The organism is Janthinobacterium sp. 17J80-10, from assembly GCF_004114795.1.
Lineage (GTDB): Bacteria > Pseudomonadota > Gammaproteobacteria > Burkholderiales > Burkholderiaceae_D > Paucimonas.
This window is the reverse complement of sequence record NZ_CP035311.1, coordinates 1775204-1794435: the sequence shown is the minus strand read 5'-3', so window position 1 is coordinate 1794435 and position 19232 is coordinate 1775204. Positions and strand designations below refer to the sequence as shown.

At 61.2% G+C, this 19232-nt stretch carries 18 protein-coding genes; 11 read left to right on the top strand and 7 right to left on the bottom strand.

Features of this window, described 5'->3' with window-relative positions; translation table 11 throughout:
• Window positions 1–3: 3 nt before the first annotated feature.
• The gene (gene cobA / locus EKL02_RS08165; protein ID WP_128901589.1) at window positions 4–759 is read left to right on the top strand and encodes a uroporphyrinogen-III C-methyltransferase; all 756 of its coding nucleotides are present in this window, start codon (window positions 4–6) and stop codon (window positions 757–759) included.
• Between the two features lie 22 nt (window positions 760–781).
• Here the strand turns inward: cobA and EKL02_RS08160 are convergent, their stop codons facing one another.
• The 3 genes from EKL02_RS08160 to lptF are packed head-to-tail and all read right to left on the bottom strand — an operon-like array spanning window position 782 to window position 3445.
• Window positions 782–1165: a CbiX/SirB N-terminal domain-containing protein gene (locus EKL02_RS08160; RefSeq protein ID WP_128901588.1), complete on the bottom strand. Its 384-nt coding sequence runs from the start codon at window positions 1163–1165 to the stop codon at window positions 782–784.
• Window position 1166: 1 nt separating this feature from the next.
• Window positions 1167–2315 (bottom strand): LPS export ABC transporter permease LptG, encoded by a 1149-nt coding sequence (lptG, locus tag EKL02_RS08155; protein ID WP_128901587.1) that lies wholly within the window; start codon window positions 2313–2315, stop codon window positions 1167–1169.
• On the bottom strand, window positions 2312–3445 hold the full coding sequence (lptF, locus tag EKL02_RS08150; protein WP_128901586.1) for an LPS export ABC transporter permease LptF: 1134 nt from the start codon (window positions 3443–3445) through the stop codon (window positions 2312–2314). The genes lptG and lptF overlap by 4 nt, the downstream gene beginning before the upstream one ends.
• A gap of 37 nt (window positions 3446–3482) precedes the next feature.
• Here lptF and EKL02_RS08145 point away from each other — a divergent pair, with 37 nt between their 5' ends.
• From EKL02_RS08145 to EKL02_RS08105, 9 genes are all read left to right on the top strand, one after another.
• Entirely contained in the window at window positions 3483–5027 is a 1545-nt protein-coding gene (locus EKL02_RS08145; protein ID WP_128901585.1) for a leucyl aminopeptidase, read from the top strand.
• Window positions 5024–5791 (top strand): exodeoxyribonuclease III, encoded by a 768-nt coding sequence (gene xth, locus EKL02_RS08140; protein ID WP_128901584.1) that lies wholly within the window; start codon window positions 5024–5026, stop codon window positions 5789–5791. Before EKL02_RS08145 ends, xth begins: the two co-directional genes overlap by 4 nt.
• Before the next feature lie 253 nt (window positions 5792–6044).
• The gene (locus EKL02_RS08135) at window positions 6045–7772 is read left to right on the top strand and encodes a glycosyltransferase family 39 protein (protein WP_128901583.1); all 1728 of its coding nucleotides are present in this window, start codon (window positions 6045–6047) and stop codon (window positions 7770–7772) included.
• Window positions 7769–8140 carry an EamA family transporter gene (locus tag EKL02_RS08130; protein ID WP_128901582.1) on the top strand — a complete coding sequence of 124 codons (372 nt, stop codon included), beginning with the start codon at window positions 7769–7771 and terminating at the stop codon, window positions 8138–8140. Before EKL02_RS08135 ends, EKL02_RS08130 begins: the two co-directional genes overlap by 4 nt.
• A gap of 19 nt (window positions 8141–8159) precedes the next feature.
• Complete coding sequence (locus EKL02_RS08125) at window positions 8160–9284, top strand: DegT/DnrJ/EryC1/StrS aminotransferase family protein (RefSeq protein WP_128901581.1); 1125 nt, start codon at window positions 8160–8162, stop codon at window positions 9282–9284.
• 12 nt (window positions 9285–9296) lie between these two features.
• Window positions 9297–10277, top strand: a complete 981-nt coding sequence (locus tag EKL02_RS08120; protein ID WP_128901580.1) for a glycosyltransferase — start codon at window positions 9297–9299, stop codon at window positions 10275–10277.
• On the top strand, window positions 10277–11233 hold the full coding sequence (locus tag EKL02_RS08115) for a formyltransferase (RefSeq protein WP_128903432.1): 957 nt from the start codon (window positions 10277–10279) through the stop codon (window positions 11231–11233). The genes EKL02_RS08120 and EKL02_RS08115 overlap by 1 nt, the downstream gene beginning before the upstream one ends.
• Window positions 11230–12282: a bifunctional UDP-4-keto-pentose/UDP-xylose synthase gene (locus EKL02_RS08110; protein WP_128901579.1), complete on the top strand. Its 1053-nt coding sequence runs from the start codon at window positions 11230–11232 to the stop codon at window positions 12280–12282. The genes EKL02_RS08115 and EKL02_RS08110 overlap by 4 nt, the downstream gene beginning before the upstream one ends.
• Window positions 12283–12286: 4 nt before the next feature.
• Window positions 12287–13258, top strand: coding sequence for a polysaccharide deacetylase family protein (locus EKL02_RS08105; RefSeq protein WP_241687833.1), 972 nt, complete (start codon window positions 12287–12289; stop codon window positions 13256–13258).
• A 143-nt stretch (window positions 13259–13401) separates the two neighbouring features.
• On the opposite strand, the gene EKL02_RS08100 is transcribed toward EKL02_RS08105, so the two are convergent.
• The 4 genes from EKL02_RS08100 to EKL02_RS08085 all read right to left on the bottom strand — a co-directional run bounded on the left by EKL02_RS08100 (window position 13402) and on the right by EKL02_RS08085 (window position 18042).
• Window positions 13402–14580, bottom strand: a complete 1179-nt coding sequence (locus EKL02_RS08100; protein ID WP_128901578.1) for a substrate-binding domain-containing protein — start codon at window positions 14578–14580, stop codon at window positions 13402–13404.
• Between the two features lie 81 nt (window positions 14581–14661).
• Window positions 14662–15864: an ABC transporter substrate-binding protein gene (locus tag EKL02_RS08095; protein WP_128903430.1), complete on the bottom strand. Its 1203-nt coding sequence runs from the start codon at window positions 15862–15864 to the stop codon at window positions 14662–14664.
• Between the two features lie 208 nt (window positions 15865–16072).
• Window positions 16073–17383 (bottom strand): ATP-binding protein, encoded by a 1311-nt coding sequence (locus EKL02_RS08090; RefSeq protein ID WP_128901577.1) that lies wholly within the window; start codon window positions 17381–17383, stop codon window positions 16073–16075.
• Window positions 17380–18042 carry a response regulator transcription factor gene (locus EKL02_RS08085; RefSeq protein ID WP_128901576.1) on the bottom strand — a complete coding sequence of 221 codons (663 nt, stop codon included), beginning with the start codon at window positions 18040–18042 and terminating at the stop codon, window positions 17380–17382. Before EKL02_RS08085 ends, EKL02_RS08090 begins: the two co-directional genes overlap by 4 nt.
• Window positions 18043–18342: 300 nt before the next feature.
• On the opposite strand from EKL02_RS08085, the gene EKL02_RS08080 reads away from it, so the two are divergent.
• Window positions 18343–19221 (top strand): YihY/virulence factor BrkB family protein, encoded by an 879-nt coding sequence (locus tag EKL02_RS08080; protein WP_128901575.1) that lies wholly within the window; start codon window positions 18343–18345, stop codon window positions 19219–19221.
• The last annotated feature ends 11 nt before the right edge of the window (window positions 19222–19232 follow it).

Sequence of the window (19232 nt, the reverse complement as noted above, 5' to 3'; positions counted from 1 at the left end):
GAGATGAACACCGCTCCAGCAGGCCAGCACCCTGCGCGCCATGGCAAGGTCTGGCTGCTGGGAGCGGGTCCCGGCGCCGCCGACCTGATTACGGTACGCGGCGCACGCATCCTGGCGCAAGCCGAGGTTGTATTGCACGATGCACTCGTCACCGACGAGATGCTGCAACTGTGCCCGCAGGCAGTCAAGATTTCAGTAGGAAAACGCTCCGGCCAGCGCTCCACGGCACAGGCGGAAATCAACCGGCAACTGGTCGAATGCGCCGCGCAATACCAGCGCGTCGTGCGCCTGAAAGGTGGCGACCCGATGATGTTCGGCCGCGCCGACGAAGAGTTGCGCGCGCTGGAAAAAGCCGGCATCGACGTGGAAATCATCCCCGGCATCACGGCCGCGCTGGCTGCCGCGGCTTCCGCCAAACTGCCGCTGACCCGCCGCGGCATCGCCCGCAGCGTCGCTTTCTTTACCTCCAGCACGGCTCCCGGCGAATCTGGGGAAACCACCCTGCCCGATTGCGACACCCTGGTGCAATACATGGGCGGCAAGGAAGCCATCGCCACTGCGCGCAACCTGCTGGCGCGCGGCGAAGCGCCAGGCCTGCCGGTGGTGGTGGTGGAAAACTGCAGCCGCGCCAACGAGCGCATCATGCATCTGGATCTAAGTGAGCTGGAACGGGGCCTGGAGGCATGCCAGGGTCCGGTGCTGGTGATGATCGGCCAGGCGCTGGCGCCGCGCCGCCAGGAAACCCGCCAGCCCCTCTAGCCACCGTCAGCCCATCAAGGCCTCAGGCATGCGGGTTGTCCAGGCTGGACATGCAGTATGCGGCGATCGCCTGCAGCACGCTCGCCTCCTCGCCGACTGCGTTGGCGACCTGAAAACGGATTGCCGGATAAGTTTGCCGCAGTGCTTCCACCATCGGCGGCAGATCGCGCAACACATGCCCGCCCTGGCCGAAGAACACCGGCACCAGCGTGACATCGTCGCAGCCTTGCGCGGCCAGCGTCTGCACCAGTTCCGGCAGGCGCGGCGACATCAATTCCAGAAAAGCCAGCTCCACCGCAATCCCGTGCAACTGCCCGCGCAGCATCTCGCGCAGGCGCTCGAACGGCGCCGCCCATCGCGCATCGCGCGCGCCATGGGCAAACAGGATCAGGGCCCGGGTCGCCATGCTAGTGCCGCTCCACCCACCACAGCGCGCCGATCGCCATCAGCAGGAACAAGCTGCTTGGCAAAACCGCCGTGGCAAGCGGCGGCCAGGTATTGATCAGGCCGAGGTGGGAAAACAGGTTGTTCAAGAGTTGAAAAGACACGCCGATCATGATGCCGGAAAAAATCTTCAGGCTCACCCCGCCGGAACGGAAATGCATGTAGGCGAATGGCAGCGCCAGCGCCAGCATCACGAAGACGGCGAAGGGATAGACCACCTTTTTCCAGAAGGCGATTTCGTAACGGCTGGTGGCCTGGCGGTTTTCCTCCAGGTGGCGCGTATACGCCGCCAGATCCTTGGCTGACATGCGGTCCGGATCGGCGAACACCACTGACAGGATGTCAGGAGTGATTTCGGACACCATGCGATAGGCATCCAGCTGGCGCATGGCGATGCCTTCAGGGCGCCCCGCCTCCGTCCCGGGCTGGACAAAGGCATCGGCGGCAAACTGCGTCTGCACCACCTGCCGCAGTTGCCAGGCCTGGTTGCCGAGGTAGCTGGCACTGGCGGCGCTCAACATTGTCTTCAGACGGAAGTCCCGGTCGAATTCGTAGACGCGCACGCCATTGAGCAAGCCGTCCGGCTGCACCTGGCGCACATTGATGAAACGCGAGCCAATCACGGCGCCGCTGCCATCCTCGGCCTTGACGGTATCCTTGGCCCACAGGCCGGAACGGAATTCCTGGGAAAGGCTCGCGCCCTGCGCGCGCAACTTCCACTTCTCGGCCATTTCGCTGGACTTGGGCGCGACCAATTCACCAAACAGGATAGTGAGCGCGGCGAAGACCAGGCCAATCTTGCCCAGCATCATGCCGGCGCGCCAGGTCGACATGCCCGACACCCGCATGATGGTGAATTCAGAGCGGGACGCCAACTGCGCCAAGGTATAGATCGTGCCGATCAATGCCGCAATCGGCATCAACTCGTAGGCATAGCCCGGCAAGCCCAGCAGGACGTACACCAGCGCGCCCTGCAAGGTATAGCTGCCACGCCCCACCGACGACAACTCGCCCATCATGTCAAAAAAGGCGAACAGCGCCAGGAAGGCCACCAGCACGAACAGGACCGACTTGAAGACTTCCGACAACACGTATTTTTGCAAGGTCTTCATGCTTGGGCCTGACGGAGAATCGCGCTGCGCTTGAAACGGGCCCACAGCGTCAACGGATGGTATGGGCTGTTGACATTAATGCGCCAGGAAAACAGGAACACTGCCATCAGCAGCACCACCGCATGCACAGGCCACCAGCCCATCGCAAATGACAGCTTTCCCTGTATCACCGCCACCCGCACCACGCTGATCAGATTACTGTAGACAACCGCGAGCATCAGGGCGATCAGCATATTGGCGGACCGCCCGCCGCGCGGATTGACGAAACCGAGCGGGATGGCCAGCAGCATCAGCAGCAGGGCCATCAAGGGCGTCGCTATGCGCCAGAGCAATTCTCCCAGGTTGAATCCGTCGGGCGCAGCCAGCAACGCCATCGTCGGCAAGGCGCCCGCCGAGGTATTGCCGGCCAGCGCCTGCGACTGCCGCGAGATCAACAGACCGTAGCGTTCAAACTCCATCAACTGGAAATCCGACTGGGTCGGCATGCCGTCGTAGCGCCGGCCCTGGTGGAGGACCAGAAACTTGTCGCCATTGCGGTCGAGCTCGGTCGTCCCTTCCTTTGCCACCACGATGCTGGTCTTGCCGTTGGGCTCGCGCGTATTGACGAAGATGTTGCGGACCTTGTCAGCCGCGCCGGAAATGCCTTCGACAAAGAACACCCGGTCCTGCGACGCGGATTCCTGGAAACGGCCCGGCGAAACACGGGCGATATCCTCGCGCTTGGCGAAACGCTCGCGGAATTCGGCGCTTTGCTCGTTGGCCCAGGGCGTGACGACAAAACTCAGCAAACCCGTCAGGAACACCACCGGCAAGCCGAACGACAAGACTGGCTTGATCCAGCGCGTCAGGCCGAGGCCGGCCGCGAACCAGACCACCATTTCTGAATCCTGGTAGCTGCGCGTGACCACCAGCAGCACCGAAATGAAGCCGGTCAGGATCAGGATGTACGGCGAGTAGGACAAGGCAGCGAAGCCCAGCATGGCAACCACATCCGCCGAGGCAATCTTGCCGCCGGCCGCCTGGCCGAGGATCTTGATCAAAAGGATGGTGACGGTGATCGTAAACAGCGTCGTGAAAACCGCGCCTGCTATGCTGATCAATTCGCGTCGGAGAGCGCGCTCGAAAATCATTGACTATATAATTGGGGGATCAACAAGGGAGAATGGCATGGACTTTAGCATAAAATCATTCGACGCAAAAAACCCGGCAGCGACGCTGAAAACCGCTTGCCTGGTGGTCGGTGTCTTTGAAGACGGGAAACTGTCCGACGCCGCCCGGCAAGCCGACCGCAAAGGCGAACTGAGCGCGGCCGTCAAATCCGGCGACATCAACGGCAAGCCCGGCACCACGCTGCTCCTGCGTAACGCCGGCGCCAATGGCAGCACGGCCGAACGTATCCTGCTGGTTGGCCTGGGCAAGCAGGATGCCATCACAGACAAGAATTTCAACAGCGCGCTGCAAGCAACTGCACGCGTGCTGGCAAGCCTGGGCGGCGGCGATGCCGTCATCGCCCTGCCGTGGGAGCAAGTCAAGGAGCGCGACCTGTTCTGGGCGATCCGCGGCGGCGCCCTTGCCTTGCGCGAGCAGGCCTACCGCTTCGACGCCATGAAAAGCAAGAAGGAGCCGGTGACGCAGGGCGTGAAGAAAATCGCCTTCGCCATTGCTTCGCAGGCGCTGGCGCCGGCAAAGGCGGCCCTGGCCGAAGGCGTCGCAGTGGCCAATGGCATGGACCTGGCGCGCAACCTCGGCAACCTGCCTCCCAATGTCTGCACCCCGACCTATCTCGCCAACACGGCCAAAAAACTGGCACGCGAATACAAGCTCGGCGTCGAAGTGCTCGACCGCAAGCAGATGCAGGCCCTGAAAATGGGCAGCTTCCTGTCCGTCACCCACGGCACCGTCGAGCCCCCCAAGTTCATCGTCCTGAAGCACGAAGGCGGCAAGGCCAAGGAGGCACCAGTGGTCCTGGTCGGCAAGGGCATCACCTTCGATTCCGGCGGCATTTCGCTCAAGCCGGGCGGCAGCATGGATGAAATGAAGTACGACATGTGCGGCGCCGCCTCGGTGCTGGGCACTATCCGCACCATCGCCGAACTGGGCCTGAAGCTGAATGTCATCGGCGTCATCCCGTCGACCGAAAACATGCCTTCCGGCAGCGCCACCAGGCCGGGCGACGTCATTACCTCGATGTCCGGCCAGACCATCGAAGTGCTCAACACCGATGCCGAGGGCCGCCTGATCCTGTGCGATGCGCTGACGTATGCAGAGCGCTTCAAGCCGGCCGCGGTGGTGGATATCGCCACCCTGACCGGCGCCTGCATCACCGCGCTCGGCCACCACAATTCCGGCCTGTTCAGCCGCCACGACGCCGCCCACGACGCCCTTGCCGATGAATTGCTGGCCGCGGGCCGCGCCAGCGGCGATACCGCGTGGCGCCTGCCGATCGAGGACAGCTACCAGGAACAGCTCAAATCCAACTTTGCCGACATGGCCAATATCGGCGGCGCCCCGGCCGGCAGCATTACCGCCGCCTGCTTCCTCGCGCGCTACACGAAAAAATATACCTGGGCGCATCTCGACATCGCCGGCACCGCCTGGAAAAGCGGCGCGGCCAAGGGCGCCACCGGACGCCCGGTGCCGCTCCTGACCACGTTCCTGATCCGGCGCGCAGAGGCGCAGGCATTGGCGGGCAAAGGCAAGAAAACCGCATGAAGCTGGCCACCTGGAACGTCAACTCGCTGAAGGTGCGCCTGCCGCAAGTGCTGCAATGGCTGGCGGAGAACCCGGTGGATGTGCTCTGCCTGCAGGAGACCAAGCTCACCGACGACAAATTCCCGGTGGCCGAGATCGAGGCGGCGGGTTACCAGGTCGCCTTCACCGGACAAAAGACCTACAACGGCGTGGCAATCCTGTCGCGTCACCCGATGACCGAAGTCGTCAGGGGCAATCCGCATTTCGAGGATGAACAACAGCGCCTGATCGCCGCCAGCATCGACGGCATGCGCGTCATCTGCGCGTATGTGCCGAATGGCCAGGCGCTCGACTCCGACAAGTACGGCTACAAGCTGCGCTGGCTCGACGGCCTGCGCCACTGGCTGGCCGAGGAACTGGCGGCGCACGACAAGCTGGCCATCCTGGGCGACTACAACATCGCGCCGGAAGACCGCGACGTCCACGACCCGGCAGCCTGGGAAGGCAATGTGCTGGTGTCGCCACCCGAGCGCGCAGCGTTCCGCCAGTTGCAGGACATGGACCTGAAGGATGCATTCCGCCTGTTCGAACAGCCCGATAAGCTCTTCAGCTGGTGGGATTACCGGCAGATGGCCTTCCGCCGCAACATGGGCCTGCGCATCGACCATATCCTGCTGTCGGCCCCGCTGGCGGCGCGCTGCAGCGCCTGCGTGATCGACAAGGCGCCGCGCAAGTGGGAGCAGCCCTCCGACCATACCCCGGTGGTGGCCACGCTAGACGGCTGACTGCCGGCCACAGGCGTCGCAGCTGCGGCGAGGCGACAAAAATTTATAGCCTCCCGGACACTGAGACAGTTCATTTAGTATAATAATTTGACAATAAAATGTCAGCGCGCATGTACGAGGAGGCACTGCCTTTTTAAAATATGCCGGGCAACTCAGGGTGAGATGACTTGAATCGATGATCGGCATCAGTGGCGTCAGGAAATTGAAACCACACGATGCATACAATTTGCCTCTCATTTTTCTCATGGAAAAAATGCCGACCAATTCATTCTTCACCAATGGCTTCAGCGCAAAGGAAAGACCGGCAACGGCGGAGCTACCCCAATCGACCGTCGTTTTCTGGCTACTTTTTCTCCTGTTTTGCATTATCTGGTTTTATACCTTGCAGGCGCGCACGCTGGTGCCAACCGATGAAGGCCGCTACGCTGAAATGGCCCGTGAAATGGCGGCCAGCGGCAACTTCATCACCCCGCGCCTGAACGGCATCAAGTATTTCGAAAAACCGCCGCTCCAGACCTGGATCAATGCGCTGACCTTCCAGGCATTCGGCCTGGGCGAATGGCAAGCCCGCTTGTGGACCGGCCTGTGCGGCTTGTTCGGTATCGCGCTGGTCAGCTATACCGGACGCCGCATCTTCAATGCGCGCACCGGCCTTGCTGCCGGCGTGGTGCTGGCCTCGAGTTTGTACTGGTCGATGTCCGGCCATCTCAATTCGCTCGACATGGGACTGGCGGCAATGATGGCGCTGGCGTTGTGCTCGTTCCTGCTGGCCCAACAGGATGACACGCCGCCGCGCGCGCGCCGCAACTGGATGCTGCTGTGCTGGGCCGGCATGGCCTTGTCGGTATTATCGAAGGGATTGATCGGCATCGTACTGCCGGGCGCGGTGCTGGTTCTCTATGCGCTGCTGCAGCGCGACTTCAATTTGTGGCGACGATTGCATGCCGGCGGAGGCCTGACCCTGTTTCTTGCGATCACCGCCCCCTGGTTCGTGCTGGTGTCGATCAAGAATCCGGAATTTCCGCATTTCTTCTTCATTCACGAGCACTTCCAGCGCTTCACCAGCAATGTGCATCGCCGCGAGGGGAACTGGCATTACTTCATCCCGATCCTGCTGGCCGGCAGCATGCCCTGGCTGGGTACGCTGGCGCAGGGCCTGTGGCACGGCTGGCGCCCGGCGCCGACCCGCTTCCAGCCGGGCAGATTGCTGCTGATCTGGAGCATATTCATCTTTGCCTTTTTCAGCCTGTCCGGCTCCAAGCTGCCCTCCTATATCCTGCCGATCTTTCCGGCGCTGGCGCTGCTGATCGCACACCACCTCGATCGCGCGTCCGGCAAGACCCTGGCGTGGACGGCAGGATTGTTCAGTGCATGCTGCGCGCTCGGATTGGTCTTGGTATCGAAGGTGCCGGCGATGGCCAAAAACGCTTATGAACTGCCGTTGTACCAGCAAAACGCTCCCTGGATCGCGGCGGCGCTGGGAGTCGGCCTGGCAGGCGGCTTGCTCGCCGTATGGCTGGCGCGGCGCCAGCGCGACTGGGCGCTGCTGGCATTGGCAGCCGGCGGCTTTCTCGCCGGCCAGCTGGCCATGCTCGGCCATGAACCGCTCGGGCGTTACAAGGCGGGAATCGCCCATGTGCCGGCCATCCAGGCCGCGCTGACGCCGGACACGCCGCTATATACCGTCGGCCTGTATGAACAGGCGCTGCCGTTCTACCTGCAACGGACCATGATGCTGGTCGGGTACGCCGATGAAATGGCATTCGGCCTGCAGCTGGAACCCGGTTTGTGGCTGCCGAACCAGGATGATTTCGTTGCCCGCTGGCGCGCGGATCACGCGCGCGGCAAGCAGGCAGTCGCGATCCTGCGGACGAACATCTACACTGACTTGCAAGGAAAGGGCGTGCCGATGCACATCATTGCACAAGACCCGCGCCGCATCATCGTCACCAATGATATCGGGAAACCAGGCCATCCATGACCGTATCCACTTTTGGCTTCATCCTGACCGGCATCTGCCTGAATGCACTCGCACAGCTGCTGCTCAAGGCCGGCACCAATGCGGTCGGCGCCATTCATTTGACTGCCGAAAACTGGCTTTCGACCGGCATCAGCGTGGCCTGCCAGTGGCCGGTGATCGCCGGCCTGACCTGCTATGTAGTGTCAGTGCTGGTCTGGGTCATCGGCCTGTCACGAGTCGATGTCACCATCGCTTATCCGATGCTGTCGCTGGGTTACATCATCAATGCAGTGGGTGCCTGGTACTTCCTGGGGGAAGCGGTATCGATCCAGCGCCTGCTCGCCATCGGCATCATCATCGTCGGCGTCGCCTTGCTGGTGCGAAGCTAATTTTTTCAAAAATTTCTCCATGACCGAACCCTTTTTGCCATTTGCCAAACCGTCGATCGACGAAGCCACCATCGCCGCAGTAGCGGAAGTATTGCGCTCGGGCTGGATCACCAGCGGCCCCAAGGTCGCGCAATTCGAAGCGCAGCTGTCGGAATACTTCGGCGGCCGCCCGGTACGCACGTTCAATTCCGGCACCGGCACGATGGAAATCGCCTTGCGCATCGCCGGCGTCGGCGCCGGCGATGAAGTGATCACCACGCCGATTTCCTGGGTGGCCACTGCCAACGTGATCCTGACCGTCGGCGCCACGCCGGTGTTCGTCGATATCGATCCGGCTTCGCGCAATATCGACCTCGATTTGCTGGAAGCCGCCATTACGCCGCGCACCCGGGCCATCATCCCGGTCTTCCTGGCCGGCTTGCCGGTCGACATGGACAGGCTGTACGCGATTGCGAAAAAGCACCAGCTGCGCGTGATCGAAGATGCCGCCCAGGCGCTCGGTTCAACCTGGCAGGGCAAGCCGATCGGCAGCTTCGGCGATCTGGTGTCCTTCAGTTTCCAGGCCAACAAGAACGTCACGACCGGCGAAGGCGGCTGCCTGGTGCTGAACAATGCGGAAGAAGCGGCCCTCGCGGAAAAATACCGGCTGCAAGGGGTCACCCGCAGCGGCTTCGACGGCATCGACGTCGATGTCCTGGGCGGCAAGTTCAACATGACCGACATTGCGGCTGCCATCGGCATCGGCCAGTTCGCGCAATTACAGACAATCACTAGCGCGCGGCACGCACTGGCGCGCCACTATTTCGCCGCTTTCGGGACAGAATTCGAAGCGCAGTACGGCGTCCAGTTGCCGCCCGCCGATTTCACCACGACCAACTGGCACCTGTTCGAGATCGTGCTGCCAGAGCATATGACAAGGTCTGATTTCATGGCAGCCATGAAGGAAAAAAACATCGGCATCGGCTATCACTATCCGCCGATTCACCTGTTTTCACTGTATCGCCGGCTGGGTTTCCGGGAGGGCATGTTCCCGGTTGCCGAACGGGTGGGACGGCGAATCGTGACGCTGCCGCTGTTTCGGACAATGGGCAAGCAGGATGTCGAACGCGTCGTGGACGCGGTCAAGTCGGTACTCGTGCGATAAGGGGCGCCACCGATGAAACCCATGCTATCGGTCGTGATCCCGGTCTACAACGAAGAAGCCAGCCTGGCCAAATTGTTTGCGCGGCTCTATCCGGCGCTGGATGCGCTGGGGATGGCTTATGAAATCCTGTTCGTCAACGACGGCAGCAGGGATCGCTCCGCGGCGCTGCTGGCCGACCAGTACCGGCAGCGCCCCGATGTGACGCGCGTGATCCTGTTCAACGGCAACTACGGCCAGCACATGGCGATTCTCGCCGGCTTCCGCGAAACCCGTGGCGACATCATCGTCACGCTGGATGCCGACTTGCAGAATCCGCCGGAAGAAATCGGCAAGCTGCTGGCGAAAATGGCCGAAGGGCACGACTATGTCGGTTCGATCCGGCGTGCGCGCCAGGATACGGCCTGGCGCGCCTGGGCATCGCGGCTGACCAATTTATTGCGCGAAAAAATCACCCGCATCAAGATGACCGACCAGGGCAACATGCTGCGCGCCTACGGTCGCGACGTGATCAACCTGGTCAACCAATGCACTGAAGTCAACACCTTCGTACCGGCGCTGGCCTATTCGTTCGCTCGCAACCCGGTCGAGGTCGAGGTCGAGCATGAAGCACGTGCAGCGGGCGAATCGAAGTATTCGCTGTACAGCCTGATCCGCCTGAACTTCGACCTGGTCACGGGCTTTTCACTGGTGCCGCTGCAATTCCTCTCGATGCTGGGCGTGGTGCTGGCGTTTTTTTCGGCAGCGCTGTTTGTCGTGCTGATGGTGCGCCGCTTTGTGCTGGGCTCGGAAGTGCAAGGCCTGTTCACTCTGTTTGCAATCGAATTTTTCCTGATGGGCGTGATCCTGTTCGGCATCGGCGTGGTGGGTGAATATGTCGGCCGCATCTACCAGCAGGTGCGCGGACGTCCCCGTTACGTGGTGGAGGCGATCCTGGAACAAGACAATGAACATAAGGCGCTCGCAGCGCAGGCGATGGCGCAGGGCAAGCGATGATGCGGGCGGTGGTGTTTGCCTATCATAATGTCGGCGTGCGCTGCCTGCAGGTATTGCTGGCGCGCGGCGTCGATGTCGCGCTCGTCGTCACCCATGCCGACAATCCGGCCGAGGCAATCTGGTTCGATTCGGTGGCGGCACTCTGCGCAGAACGCGGCATTCCCTATATCACGCCGACCGATCCCGCCTCGCCGGAACTGTTCGCGCAAGTCCGTGCCGCAGCGCCGGATTACCTGTTCAGCTTTTACTACCGGCACATGCTTCCCGCCGCCCTGCTGGCGCTGGCGCCGCGCGGCGCCTACAACATGCATGGTTCCCTGCTGCCCAAGTACCGTGGCCGCGCGCCGGTGAACTGGGCAGTTTTGCACGGTGAAACCGAAACCGGTGCCACCCTGCATGAAATGACGGCCAAGCCGGATGCCGGCGCGATCATTGCGCAAGTAGCGGTGCCGATCCTGCCGGACGATACCGCGCACGAGGTCTTCGGCAAGGTCACGGTCGCCGCCGAGCAAGCCCTGTGGCAGGTGTTGCCGGCGCTGCTGGCCGGCAGCGCGCCAAGGTTGCCGAATGCGCTTGCCAGCGGCAGTTACTTCGGCGGCCGCACGCCGGCCGATGGCCGCATCGACTGGCGCCAGCCGGCACAAGTCATCTACAACCTGCATCGTGCCGTCGCACCACCCTACCCCGGCGCCTGGACCGTGATCGGGGAAGAGACTTATACCATCGCCAAGGCACGCCTGGAGGTACGCTCCGCACGCGATTTCGCCCAGAACCTGGCGCCCGGCCTGGCCGTGGCGGACGGCCGGATTCTCGGCATCGGCGGCGATGGCCGCGTACTCCATATCCATGCCTTGCTGAACGGCGGCCGGGCGGTTTCACCGATTGATCTGCAACATGCGCTGGCAACCCACCCTGCCTTGCCAATTCCCCCGAAAAAAGGAGTCGAAATACAATGAAAAAGGTTTTGATACTCGGCGTCAACGGCTTTATCGGCCATCACCTGTCCACACGCATCCTGGAAACCACCGACTGGCATGTGTACGGCATGGATATGCAGTCCAACCGCATCGAAGGACTGCTCGAAAACGACGCCTACAAGTCGCGCATACACTTCTTCGAAGGCGACATCACGATCAACAAGGAGTGGGTCGAATACCATGTCAAGAAGTGCGACGTGGTACTGCCGCTGGTCGCCATTGCCACGCCGGCAACCTATGTCAGCGAGCCCCTGCGCGTGTTCGAACTGGACTTCGAAGCCAACCTGCCGATCGTGCGCTCCGCCGCCAAGTATGGCAAGCACCTTGTGTTTCCATCGACCTCGGAAGTGTATGGCATGAGCCGGGATGCCGAGTTTGACCCGGAAGCGTCGGAACTGGTCTACGGGCCGATCAACAAGCCGCGCTGGATCTACGCTTGCTCCAAACAGCTGATGGACCGCGTGATCTGGGGCTACGGCATGGAAGGCCTGAACTTCACGCTGTTCCGTCCGTTCAACTGGATCGGTGCAGGTCTGGACTCGATCCATACCCCGAAAGAAGGTTCGTCGCGCGTGCTGACGCAGTTCCTGGGACATATCGCCCGCGGTGAAAATATCCAGCTGGTCGACGGCGGCGCGCAAAAACGCTCGTTCACCTATGTCGACGACGGCATCGACGCGCTGATGCGCATCATTGAAAACAAGAATGGCAACGCGACCGGCAAGATCTACAACGTCGGCAACCCGGCAAACAACTACTCGATCCGCGAGCTGGCGCACATGATGCTCGATCTGGCGGCCAGCTACCCGGAATACGCCGATGGCGCAAAACAGGTGAAGATCGTCGAGACCACCTCGGGTGCCTACTACGGCCAGGGCTACCAGGACGTGCAAAACCGCGTGCCGAAGATCACCAATACGGGCGACGAACTGAGCTGGTCGCCAACCACCACGATGCAAGACGCATTGCGCCATATCTTCGACGCCTACCGCACCCAGGTCGGCGAAGCTAAAGCACTGGTGGACTAAGCGCTTGGGCCCGTTACTTACGCTCAAGATCGACGTCGACACCTTCCGCGGCACCCGCGAAGGTGTTCCCAACCTCGTGCGCATGCTGCGCACGCACGGGGCGCACGCAACCTTCCTGTTCTCGCTCGGTCCCGACCATACCGGCTGGGCCTTACGGCGAGCCTTCCGTCCCGGCTTTTTCCAGAAAGTGGCGCGCACTTCCGTGGTTGAGCATTACGGCATCAAAACCCTGATGTATGGGGTACTGCTGCCGGCGCCCGATATCGGCAAAGCCTGCGCGGCCGAGATGCGTGCGGTCAGGGATGCCGGTTTTGAATGCGGCATCCATACCTGGGACCACGTGGTCTGGCAAGACCATGTGCGCGGACGCGATGCCGAATGGACCATCGGACAGATGCAAAAGTCGATAGCGCGTTTCACGCAGATTTTCGGAGCAGCACCGCGCACCCATGGCGCAGCTGGCTGGCAAATGAATGTGCACGCACTGGCGCAGCTCGATGCGCTCGGCATCCGCTACGCCTCCGACGGCCGTTGCCGTCTGACCGAAGAGGGTGCGCTGGCCGATACCGATGCCGGGCCGCATCGCTTAAGCGTCGCCGGCAAGACACTGGATTGCGTTCAGTTGCCCACCACGCTGCCGACCCTGGATGAATTGCTCGGACGCCGCATCGATGGCGTCCTGGTCGATGCATCCAACGTCGCCGCCAGAATACTCGCGCTTACGGCCGCGCCACGCGACCATGTATTCACCTTGCATGCGGAACTAGAAGGGCAGAAGCTGGCCAACGCGTTTGAGGAATTGTTACGGGGATGGCTGGCGCAAGGCTATCAACTGGTAGCGATGGCCGACTACTATCAGAAAGTAAGCCAGGACGCATTGCCAGTCTGTCCGTTTGCGTGGGGGGAGATTCCCGGACGCTCAGGCGAACTGGGGATGCATTCGGCGAGCGGCGCGGCAGGCATACTGGCTGATTGACGCAATGCGTGCGATCGCCAATCCGGACAACAATTCGCAGTTCAAATAAAAAGCCTCCCGTTTTGGGAGGCTTGAAGTCAGGGGCGAAGTCATTTCGTCCCTGAATGGCCAGTCCGTCGAAACAGACTGGCCTGGAACAAGCATTAACGCTTGTTACGGATAGGAACTTCCATTTCTTCCGGCTTGATTTCGCGCACCAGCTCAGGCACGCCCCAGACGAATGCCGGGTCGTTCTTGATCTTGAAGTGGTACATCGATTGCATTGCCTGATGGTCTTCCTTGCGGAAAGTCATCTTGCCCTTCGGCGTATCGAAGCTCATGCCTTCCATGGCGGCGATCAGCTTGTCGGTGTTGGTGTCGCCACCGGTCTTCTTCAGGGCTTCAACCACGGCGATACCTGCTGCCATGCCGCCAGCGGTGAAGAAATCAGGCGGGGTCTTGAAGCGCTTGTAGTGCTCGGTGTTCAACCAGTTGTTGACCGGGTTCTTCGGGATGCCGTAGTAGTAGTACAGCGCGCCTTCCATGCCTGGCAACTTCTTGAACGCAGCCATCGCCGGCAGGATGTTGCCGCCGGTGGAGATTTCGATGCCATAACGCTCTTTGAGGTTCATGTCGGCAAACTTGCCGAACGGGTCGCCGCCACCTGCCCACACCAGCCACATGATCTTGCGGCCTGGTGCATCCTTGAGCTTTTCAATGATGCGCTGGGCGCTGGCGGTGAAGTCGGTGGAAGTTGGCGGCGCGTATTCTTCATGCACCAGCTTGGCATTCTTGATGGCGCCCTTGAACGCCTTGATGCCGTCGCGGCCGAAGGACGAGTCCGGCGCAAAGGTCACCACGGTGGTGCCAGCCTTGTCGATGGCGATGGCGTTGGAGATGGCGTCTTGCGAAGAATTGCGGCCGGTACGGAAAATGTACTTGTTCCACTTTTCACCGGTGATGGCGTCGGCCACGGCCGGCTCCACCAGCAGGATCTTCTTGAATTCTTCAGCGATCGGCAGCATGGCCAGGGCCACGCCCGAGTGGGTCGGGCCAACAGCCAGGTCGACCTTGTCATCCTGGTAGGCGGCGGTCAGCTGGGCCTTGCCGACGTCGGGCTTGCACTGGTCATCCTTGTCGATCAGCACGAGCTTGTTGCCGCTGACTTCGTTGGTGCCCTTGGTAGCGTATTCCAGGCCCAGTTGCAGACCGACCTGAGTTTGCTTGGCGTAAGCTTCCAGGATACCGGTCTTGCAGTAAATGTGGGCGATCTTGATGTCCTTGGCTTGCACGGATGTGGCAGCGCACATGATGGCCAGGGCGGAAAGTACGTAACGTCTCATTTTATTAATATCCTTGTTTGGGTTAAAACAGACAGACTGAAAAAGCGGCGCCCGCGAAACGGTGCGCCGCGCACTGCAAACTTACTTCCAGAGGGCGCACTTGGACTCGGCCTTGCTCATGTAGGCCTGGTCACCCGGGATGGTCTGCACCACCTTGTAGTAATCCCACGGATACTTCGACTCGGCAGGCGTCTTCACCTGCATCAGGTACATGTCATGCACCATGCGGCCGTCCGGGCGGATCACGCCGTTCTTGGCAAACATGTCGTTGATCTTGGTGGCCTTCATCTGCGCGATCACCTTCTCGCCATCGTCGCTGCCCACGGCCTTGACCGCGTTCAGGTAGTGCAGCGTTGCCGAGTAGTCGGCAGCGTGCAGCATGGTCGGCTCTTTCTTGGTCTTGGCAAAGAACTTCTTCGACCAGGCGCGGGTATCGTTGTTCAGGTCCCAGTACCAGCCATCGGTCAGGTACATGCCCTGCGTCAGGTTCAGACCCAGCGAGTGGATGTCGGTGATGAACACCAGCAGACCGGCCAGCTTCATGGTCTTGGTGATGCCGAATTCGTTGGCCGCCTTGATGGTGTTGATGGTGTCGCCGCCGGCATTGGCCATGCCCAGGATCTGTGCCTTGGACGCTTGCGCCTGCAACAGGAACGACGAGAAGTCGGATGCGTTCAGCGGATGCTTGACCTGGCCCTTGACCACGCCACCCTGCGCCTTGACAACTTCAGCGGTGTCTTTTTCCAGGGATGCGCCGAAAGCATAATCGGCGGTCAGGAAGAACCAGTCCTTGCCGCCGTTCTTGACGATGGCGCCGCCGGTGCCGCGGGCCAGCGCCACGGTGTCATAGGCATAGTGCACGGTGAAGCCGGTGCAATCCTCGTTGGTCAGGCGGGAAGAACCTGCGCCGATCGAGATGAAGGGCTTTTTCTTTTCCGCGGCCAGCTTGGCCAGCGCCAGGTTCACGCCGGAGTTGGTGCCGCCCAGGATCATGTCGACGCCTTCGCGGTCGATCCATTCACGGCCCTTGGAGGCGGCGATATCGGCCTTGTTCAGGTGGTCGGCGGAGACGAATTCGATCTTCTTGCCGTTGATGGTGCCGCCAAAGTCGGCAATCGCCATGCGCACGGCTTCAGCGCCGTTAGGACCGTCGACGTCGGCGTACACGCCGGACATGTCGGTGATCAGGCCGATCTTGACGGTATCGCCGGAAATCTGCGCCGAGGCGGAAGCGGTAATGCCAAATGCCAGGGTACCGCAAATGGCGGCGGTCATGACTTTCATCGTGTTGCGCATGCTATCTCCAAATTAATGATTATTTTTTAAGCGCCGTGTTCCGTCAGCAAGATCTCTTCGCTCCTGACTGTCAGTCCAAAACGTATCTTGCCTGCAGGAATGCATAAGCCAGGCAAACCCATCTTAGGTGCGGAGATTTAAAACAGACTTAAAATTTTGTACAAAAGAAAACGTTGTGTCAAAAATTCAACACACGTTATGTTGCCACCTGGAATGAAACTTCCGCATGCAACCCCCGCGCCGCATTGCGCAAGCTGAGTTTGGCACCATGCGCACGGGCAATCTGGCGCACGATCGCCAGACCGAGGCCACTGCCTTCCGAGGGCGTGCCAGGCACCCGGTAGAAGCGATCCAGAACCCGCGTCAACTCTTCTTCGGGAATGCCGGGCCCGGTATCCTCGACCGCGACCGCAATGCAGCCGGGACGCTGGCGCACCGTGATATCGACCAGGCCGCCAACGGGGGTGTAGCGGATGGCATTGTCGACCAGGTTGTTGAGCATGATGCGCAGCGATTCGGGATTGCCGTGTATATAGGCGGTGGCCGGGTCGCCGGCCTTCACACCCAGGTCGATGCGGCGGTCGGCGGCAATCGGCGCGAAATCGGCCACGACGCTGCGCGCGAGAGACGCCAGATCGATGCGGTCGCTGACGCGGCGCGGCACAGACGGGTCTTGCCGGGCATGGGTGAGGAGCTGGTGCACCAGATGACTGGTACGCTCCAGCCCGCCCTTGAGATCGGCAAACGCCTGGATCCGCTCTTCATCGCTGCTGGCGCGCTCGGCCAGCTGGACCTGCAGCTTGAGCGCGGTCAGCGGCGTCTTGAATTCGTGCGCGGCATCGGCGATGAAGGCGCCCTGCGCCGCGGACGCGCGGCGCAGGCGCGACAACAAGGCATTGAATGCATGCGTCAGCGGCTGTATCTCGCGCGGCAATTCATAGTCCGGAATATCGTTGAGGGAATTGGCGTCGCGCGACTGCACCTGCGCCGCGACGATCTTGACCGCGGCCAGGCTGCGGCCCACAGCAATCCAGATCATCAGCGCCAGAAACGGCAGCAGCAGGATCAGCGGCGCCACGGTGCGCAAGGCGACCGAAGCCGCCACCTCGTGACGGGCGCTGGCCAGCTGCGCCACCTGCACGACAGTTTCACCGAGGCGCGTGTTATAGATGCGCCATTCGGTGCCCTCGACATACTGGTCGTGAAAACCCGGCAGCCGGGGCTCCGGCAGGTTGACGATGCCGTGCGAATTGTAGAGGCGAAAGCCGTTGGCGCTATCCCAGACCTGCACGACGAAATCGTCGCGCTTGCTGGTCTCGTTGGTGCGGGTCGTCGCCACCGGCCCGGGCGGCTGCGGCAACGATGCCACCAGCTGCATCATCTGATTGTCCGACAGCTCGCTGGCTTCCCGCCGCGCGCGCTCATAGACGACTGCGGCAGCCAGGCCGATGGCGGTCAGCACGCCGAACATCAGCCACACCAGCAGCGTATTGCGGATGGAATTCATGCCTGGCGCGGCACCATGTAACCGACGCCGCGCACGTTCTTGATGAAATCAGCGCCGAATTTCTTGCGCAGCGAATGGATATACACTTCGACCGTATTGCTGCCGACCTCGTCGTCCCAGCCATAGATTTTCTCGCCGAGCTGCGCCAGCGACAGCACGGCGCCAGGACGGTCGAGGAATGCGGCCAGCAACGAGTACTCGCGCCCGGACACCGCCACTGGCAGCCCCTTGAAACAGACTTCGCGGCTGGCCGGATTCAGCGTCAGTTCGCCCTGCCGGATCACCGAATCGGTCCGCCCGGCACGGCGCCGCAGCAGCGCGCGGATTCGCGCCTCGAGCTCCTCGAAATCGAAGGGCTTGACCAGGTAGTCGTCGGCGCCGGCATCCAGTCCCTTGACGCGCTCGCACACGGCGTCGCGCGCGGTCAGCACCATGATCGGCAAGCGGTTGCCGCCCTGGCGAATAGACGCCAGCACTTCCAGGCCGCCCTTCTTCGGCAAGCCCAGGTCCAGAAGCATGAGGTCGTAGTTTTCGCTTTCCACAGCCAGCTCCGCTGCGCGGCCATCCTGCACCCAGTCGACGGTAAAGCCATCCTGGCGCAATGCCTTGCGCAAGCCGTCGCCTACCATCGAATCATCCTCAACCAGCAGCAATCGCATCGGCATCCAAAAAATTGAATCAAAACGAGGATTATTGTACGGATAAATCTCAAATGTGTGTCAGGGCTGTGACAGAATGAGACAGGACGATCCATTCGCCTGGTTTGAGGCCATTTCAGTTGCAGCTTAACTGCCATGCCCGCCTGCCATTGATGGCAATTTGCGCTTGCAACATGATTTGCCGCTGCATTGCGCGCAAATTTACCGGTATGTTGCGAAACTCGCTATCGTCGCTTCCCGCCTTTGGCCAAGATAGACTCCCGCTGCCACAAGATTGCCGATTCCGTGGGAGGGCCCGACATGCGCATTCATGGTTTTCAAGATCTCGATCCCTTCAAGGTCCTCGCCTCGTCGATCCGCCATTTCATCGACGACGACATGGCGACCTATGCCGCAGCGCTGGCCTACCACATTCTCTTTGCATTATTTCCATTCATTATGTTCCTCATCGCGCTGTCCGGCTTTTTCGAACTCACCGAGATGTTCGAATGGCTGCGGCAACAGGCCAAATCCTTTCTGCCGCCGTTGGCAATGGACCAGGTCAACCGCGTCATCAATGAACTCCAGCTGCCGCAAAAGGGTTTGCTGTCATTCGGGGCAATCACGGCATTGTGGCTTGCTTCACAAGGCATCCGGGCCATCATGGCGGCCATGAACGTCGCCTACGATACGCCCGAGTCGCGTCCGGCCTGGAAGCTGTACCCGCTTTCGATCCTGTATACGACGGGCATTGCCTTGCTGTTGCTGCTTGCCGCCAGCCTGCTGATCGTCGGCCCGCAAGCAATGCAATGGCTGGCGCAGCTGGCAGGCCTCGAACAGCTTTTTGTCACCCTGTGGGCCTGGCTGCGGCTGCCGGCGGCATTGCTGGTGCTGAGCCTGGTGATCGCTTTTGCCTATTATGCTGCGCCGAATGTGGCGCATCGCTTCAGGATGATTACGCCAGGCTCGATCCTTGCCGTCGTCATCTGGGTTGCCGCTTCCCTGGGGTTCAGTTATTACGTGCAGAATTTCGGCAACTACAGCGTCATGTACGGCAGCATCGGCGCGGTGATCGTGCTGCTGCTTTACCTTTACCTGTCCGCAGCGGCATTCCTGTTCGGCGCAGAGGTAAATGCCGTCATCGAGCGCGAGGCCGGCGCCAGGCGTCGGCTTAAGTCTGAACTAAGCAGGGCCTCCTAAAATGCCTTATT

Bases quoted from the DNA above. Each gene is read 5' to 3' on its own strand.
- cobA (WP_128901589.1), top strand. From the start codon at position 4: ATGAACACCGCTCCAGCAGGCCAGCACCCTGCGCGCCATGGCAAGGTC.
- EKL02_RS08160 (WP_128901588.1), bottom strand. From the start codon at position 1,165: ATGGCGACCCGGGCCCTGATCCTGTTTGCCCATGGCGCGCGCGATGCG.
- lptG (WP_128901587.1), bottom strand. From the start codon at position 2,315: ATGAAGACCTTGCAAAAATACGTGTTGTCGGAAGTCTTCAAGTCGGTC.
- lptF (WP_128901586.1), bottom strand. From the start codon at position 3,445: ATGATTTTCGAGCGCGCTCTCCGACGCGAATTGATCAGCATAGCAGGC.
- EKL02_RS08145 (WP_128901585.1), top strand. From the start codon at position 3,483: ATGGACTTTAGCATAAAATCATTCGACGCAAAAAACCCGGCAGCGACG.
- xth (WP_128901584.1), top strand. From the start codon at position 5,024: ATGAAGCTGGCCACCTGGAACGTCAACTCGCTGAAGGTGCGCCTGCCG.
- EKL02_RS08135 (WP_128901583.1), top strand. From the start codon at position 6,045: ATGCCGACCAATTCATTCTTCACCAATGGCTTCAGCGCAAAGGAAAGA.
- EKL02_RS08130 (WP_128901582.1), top strand. From the start codon at position 7,769: ATGACCGTATCCACTTTTGGCTTCATCCTGACCGGCATCTGCCTGAAT.
- EKL02_RS08125 (WP_128901581.1), top strand. From the start codon at position 8,160: ATGACCGAACCCTTTTTGCCATTTGCCAAACCGTCGATCGACGAAGCC.
- EKL02_RS08120 (WP_128901580.1), top strand. From the start codon at position 9,297: ATGAAACCCATGCTATCGGTCGTGATCCCGGTCTACAACGAAGAAGCC.
- EKL02_RS08115 (WP_128903432.1), top strand. From the start codon at position 10,277: ATGCGGGCGGTGGTGTTTGCCTATCATAATGTCGGCGTGCGCTGCCTG.
- EKL02_RS08110 (WP_128901579.1), top strand. From the start codon at position 11,230: ATGAAAAAGGTTTTGATACTCGGCGTCAACGGCTTTATCGGCCATCAC.
- EKL02_RS08100 (WP_128901578.1), bottom strand. From the start codon at position 14,580: ATGAGACGTTACGTACTTTCCGCCCTGGCCATCATGTGCGCTGCCACA.
- EKL02_RS08095 (WP_128903430.1), bottom strand. From the start codon at position 15,864: ATGAAAGTCATGACCGCCGCCATTTGCGGTACCCTGGCATTTGGCATT.
- EKL02_RS08090 (WP_128901577.1), bottom strand. From the start codon at position 17,383: ATGAATTCCATCCGCAATACGCTGCTGGTGTGGCTGATGTTCGGCGTG.
- EKL02_RS08085 (WP_128901576.1), bottom strand. From the start codon at position 18,042: ATGCGATTGCTGCTGGTTGAGGATGATTCGATGGTAGGCGACGGCTTG.
- EKL02_RS08080 (WP_128901575.1), top strand. From the start codon at position 18,343: ATGCGCATTCATGGTTTTCAAGATCTCGATCCCTTCAAGGTCCTCGCC.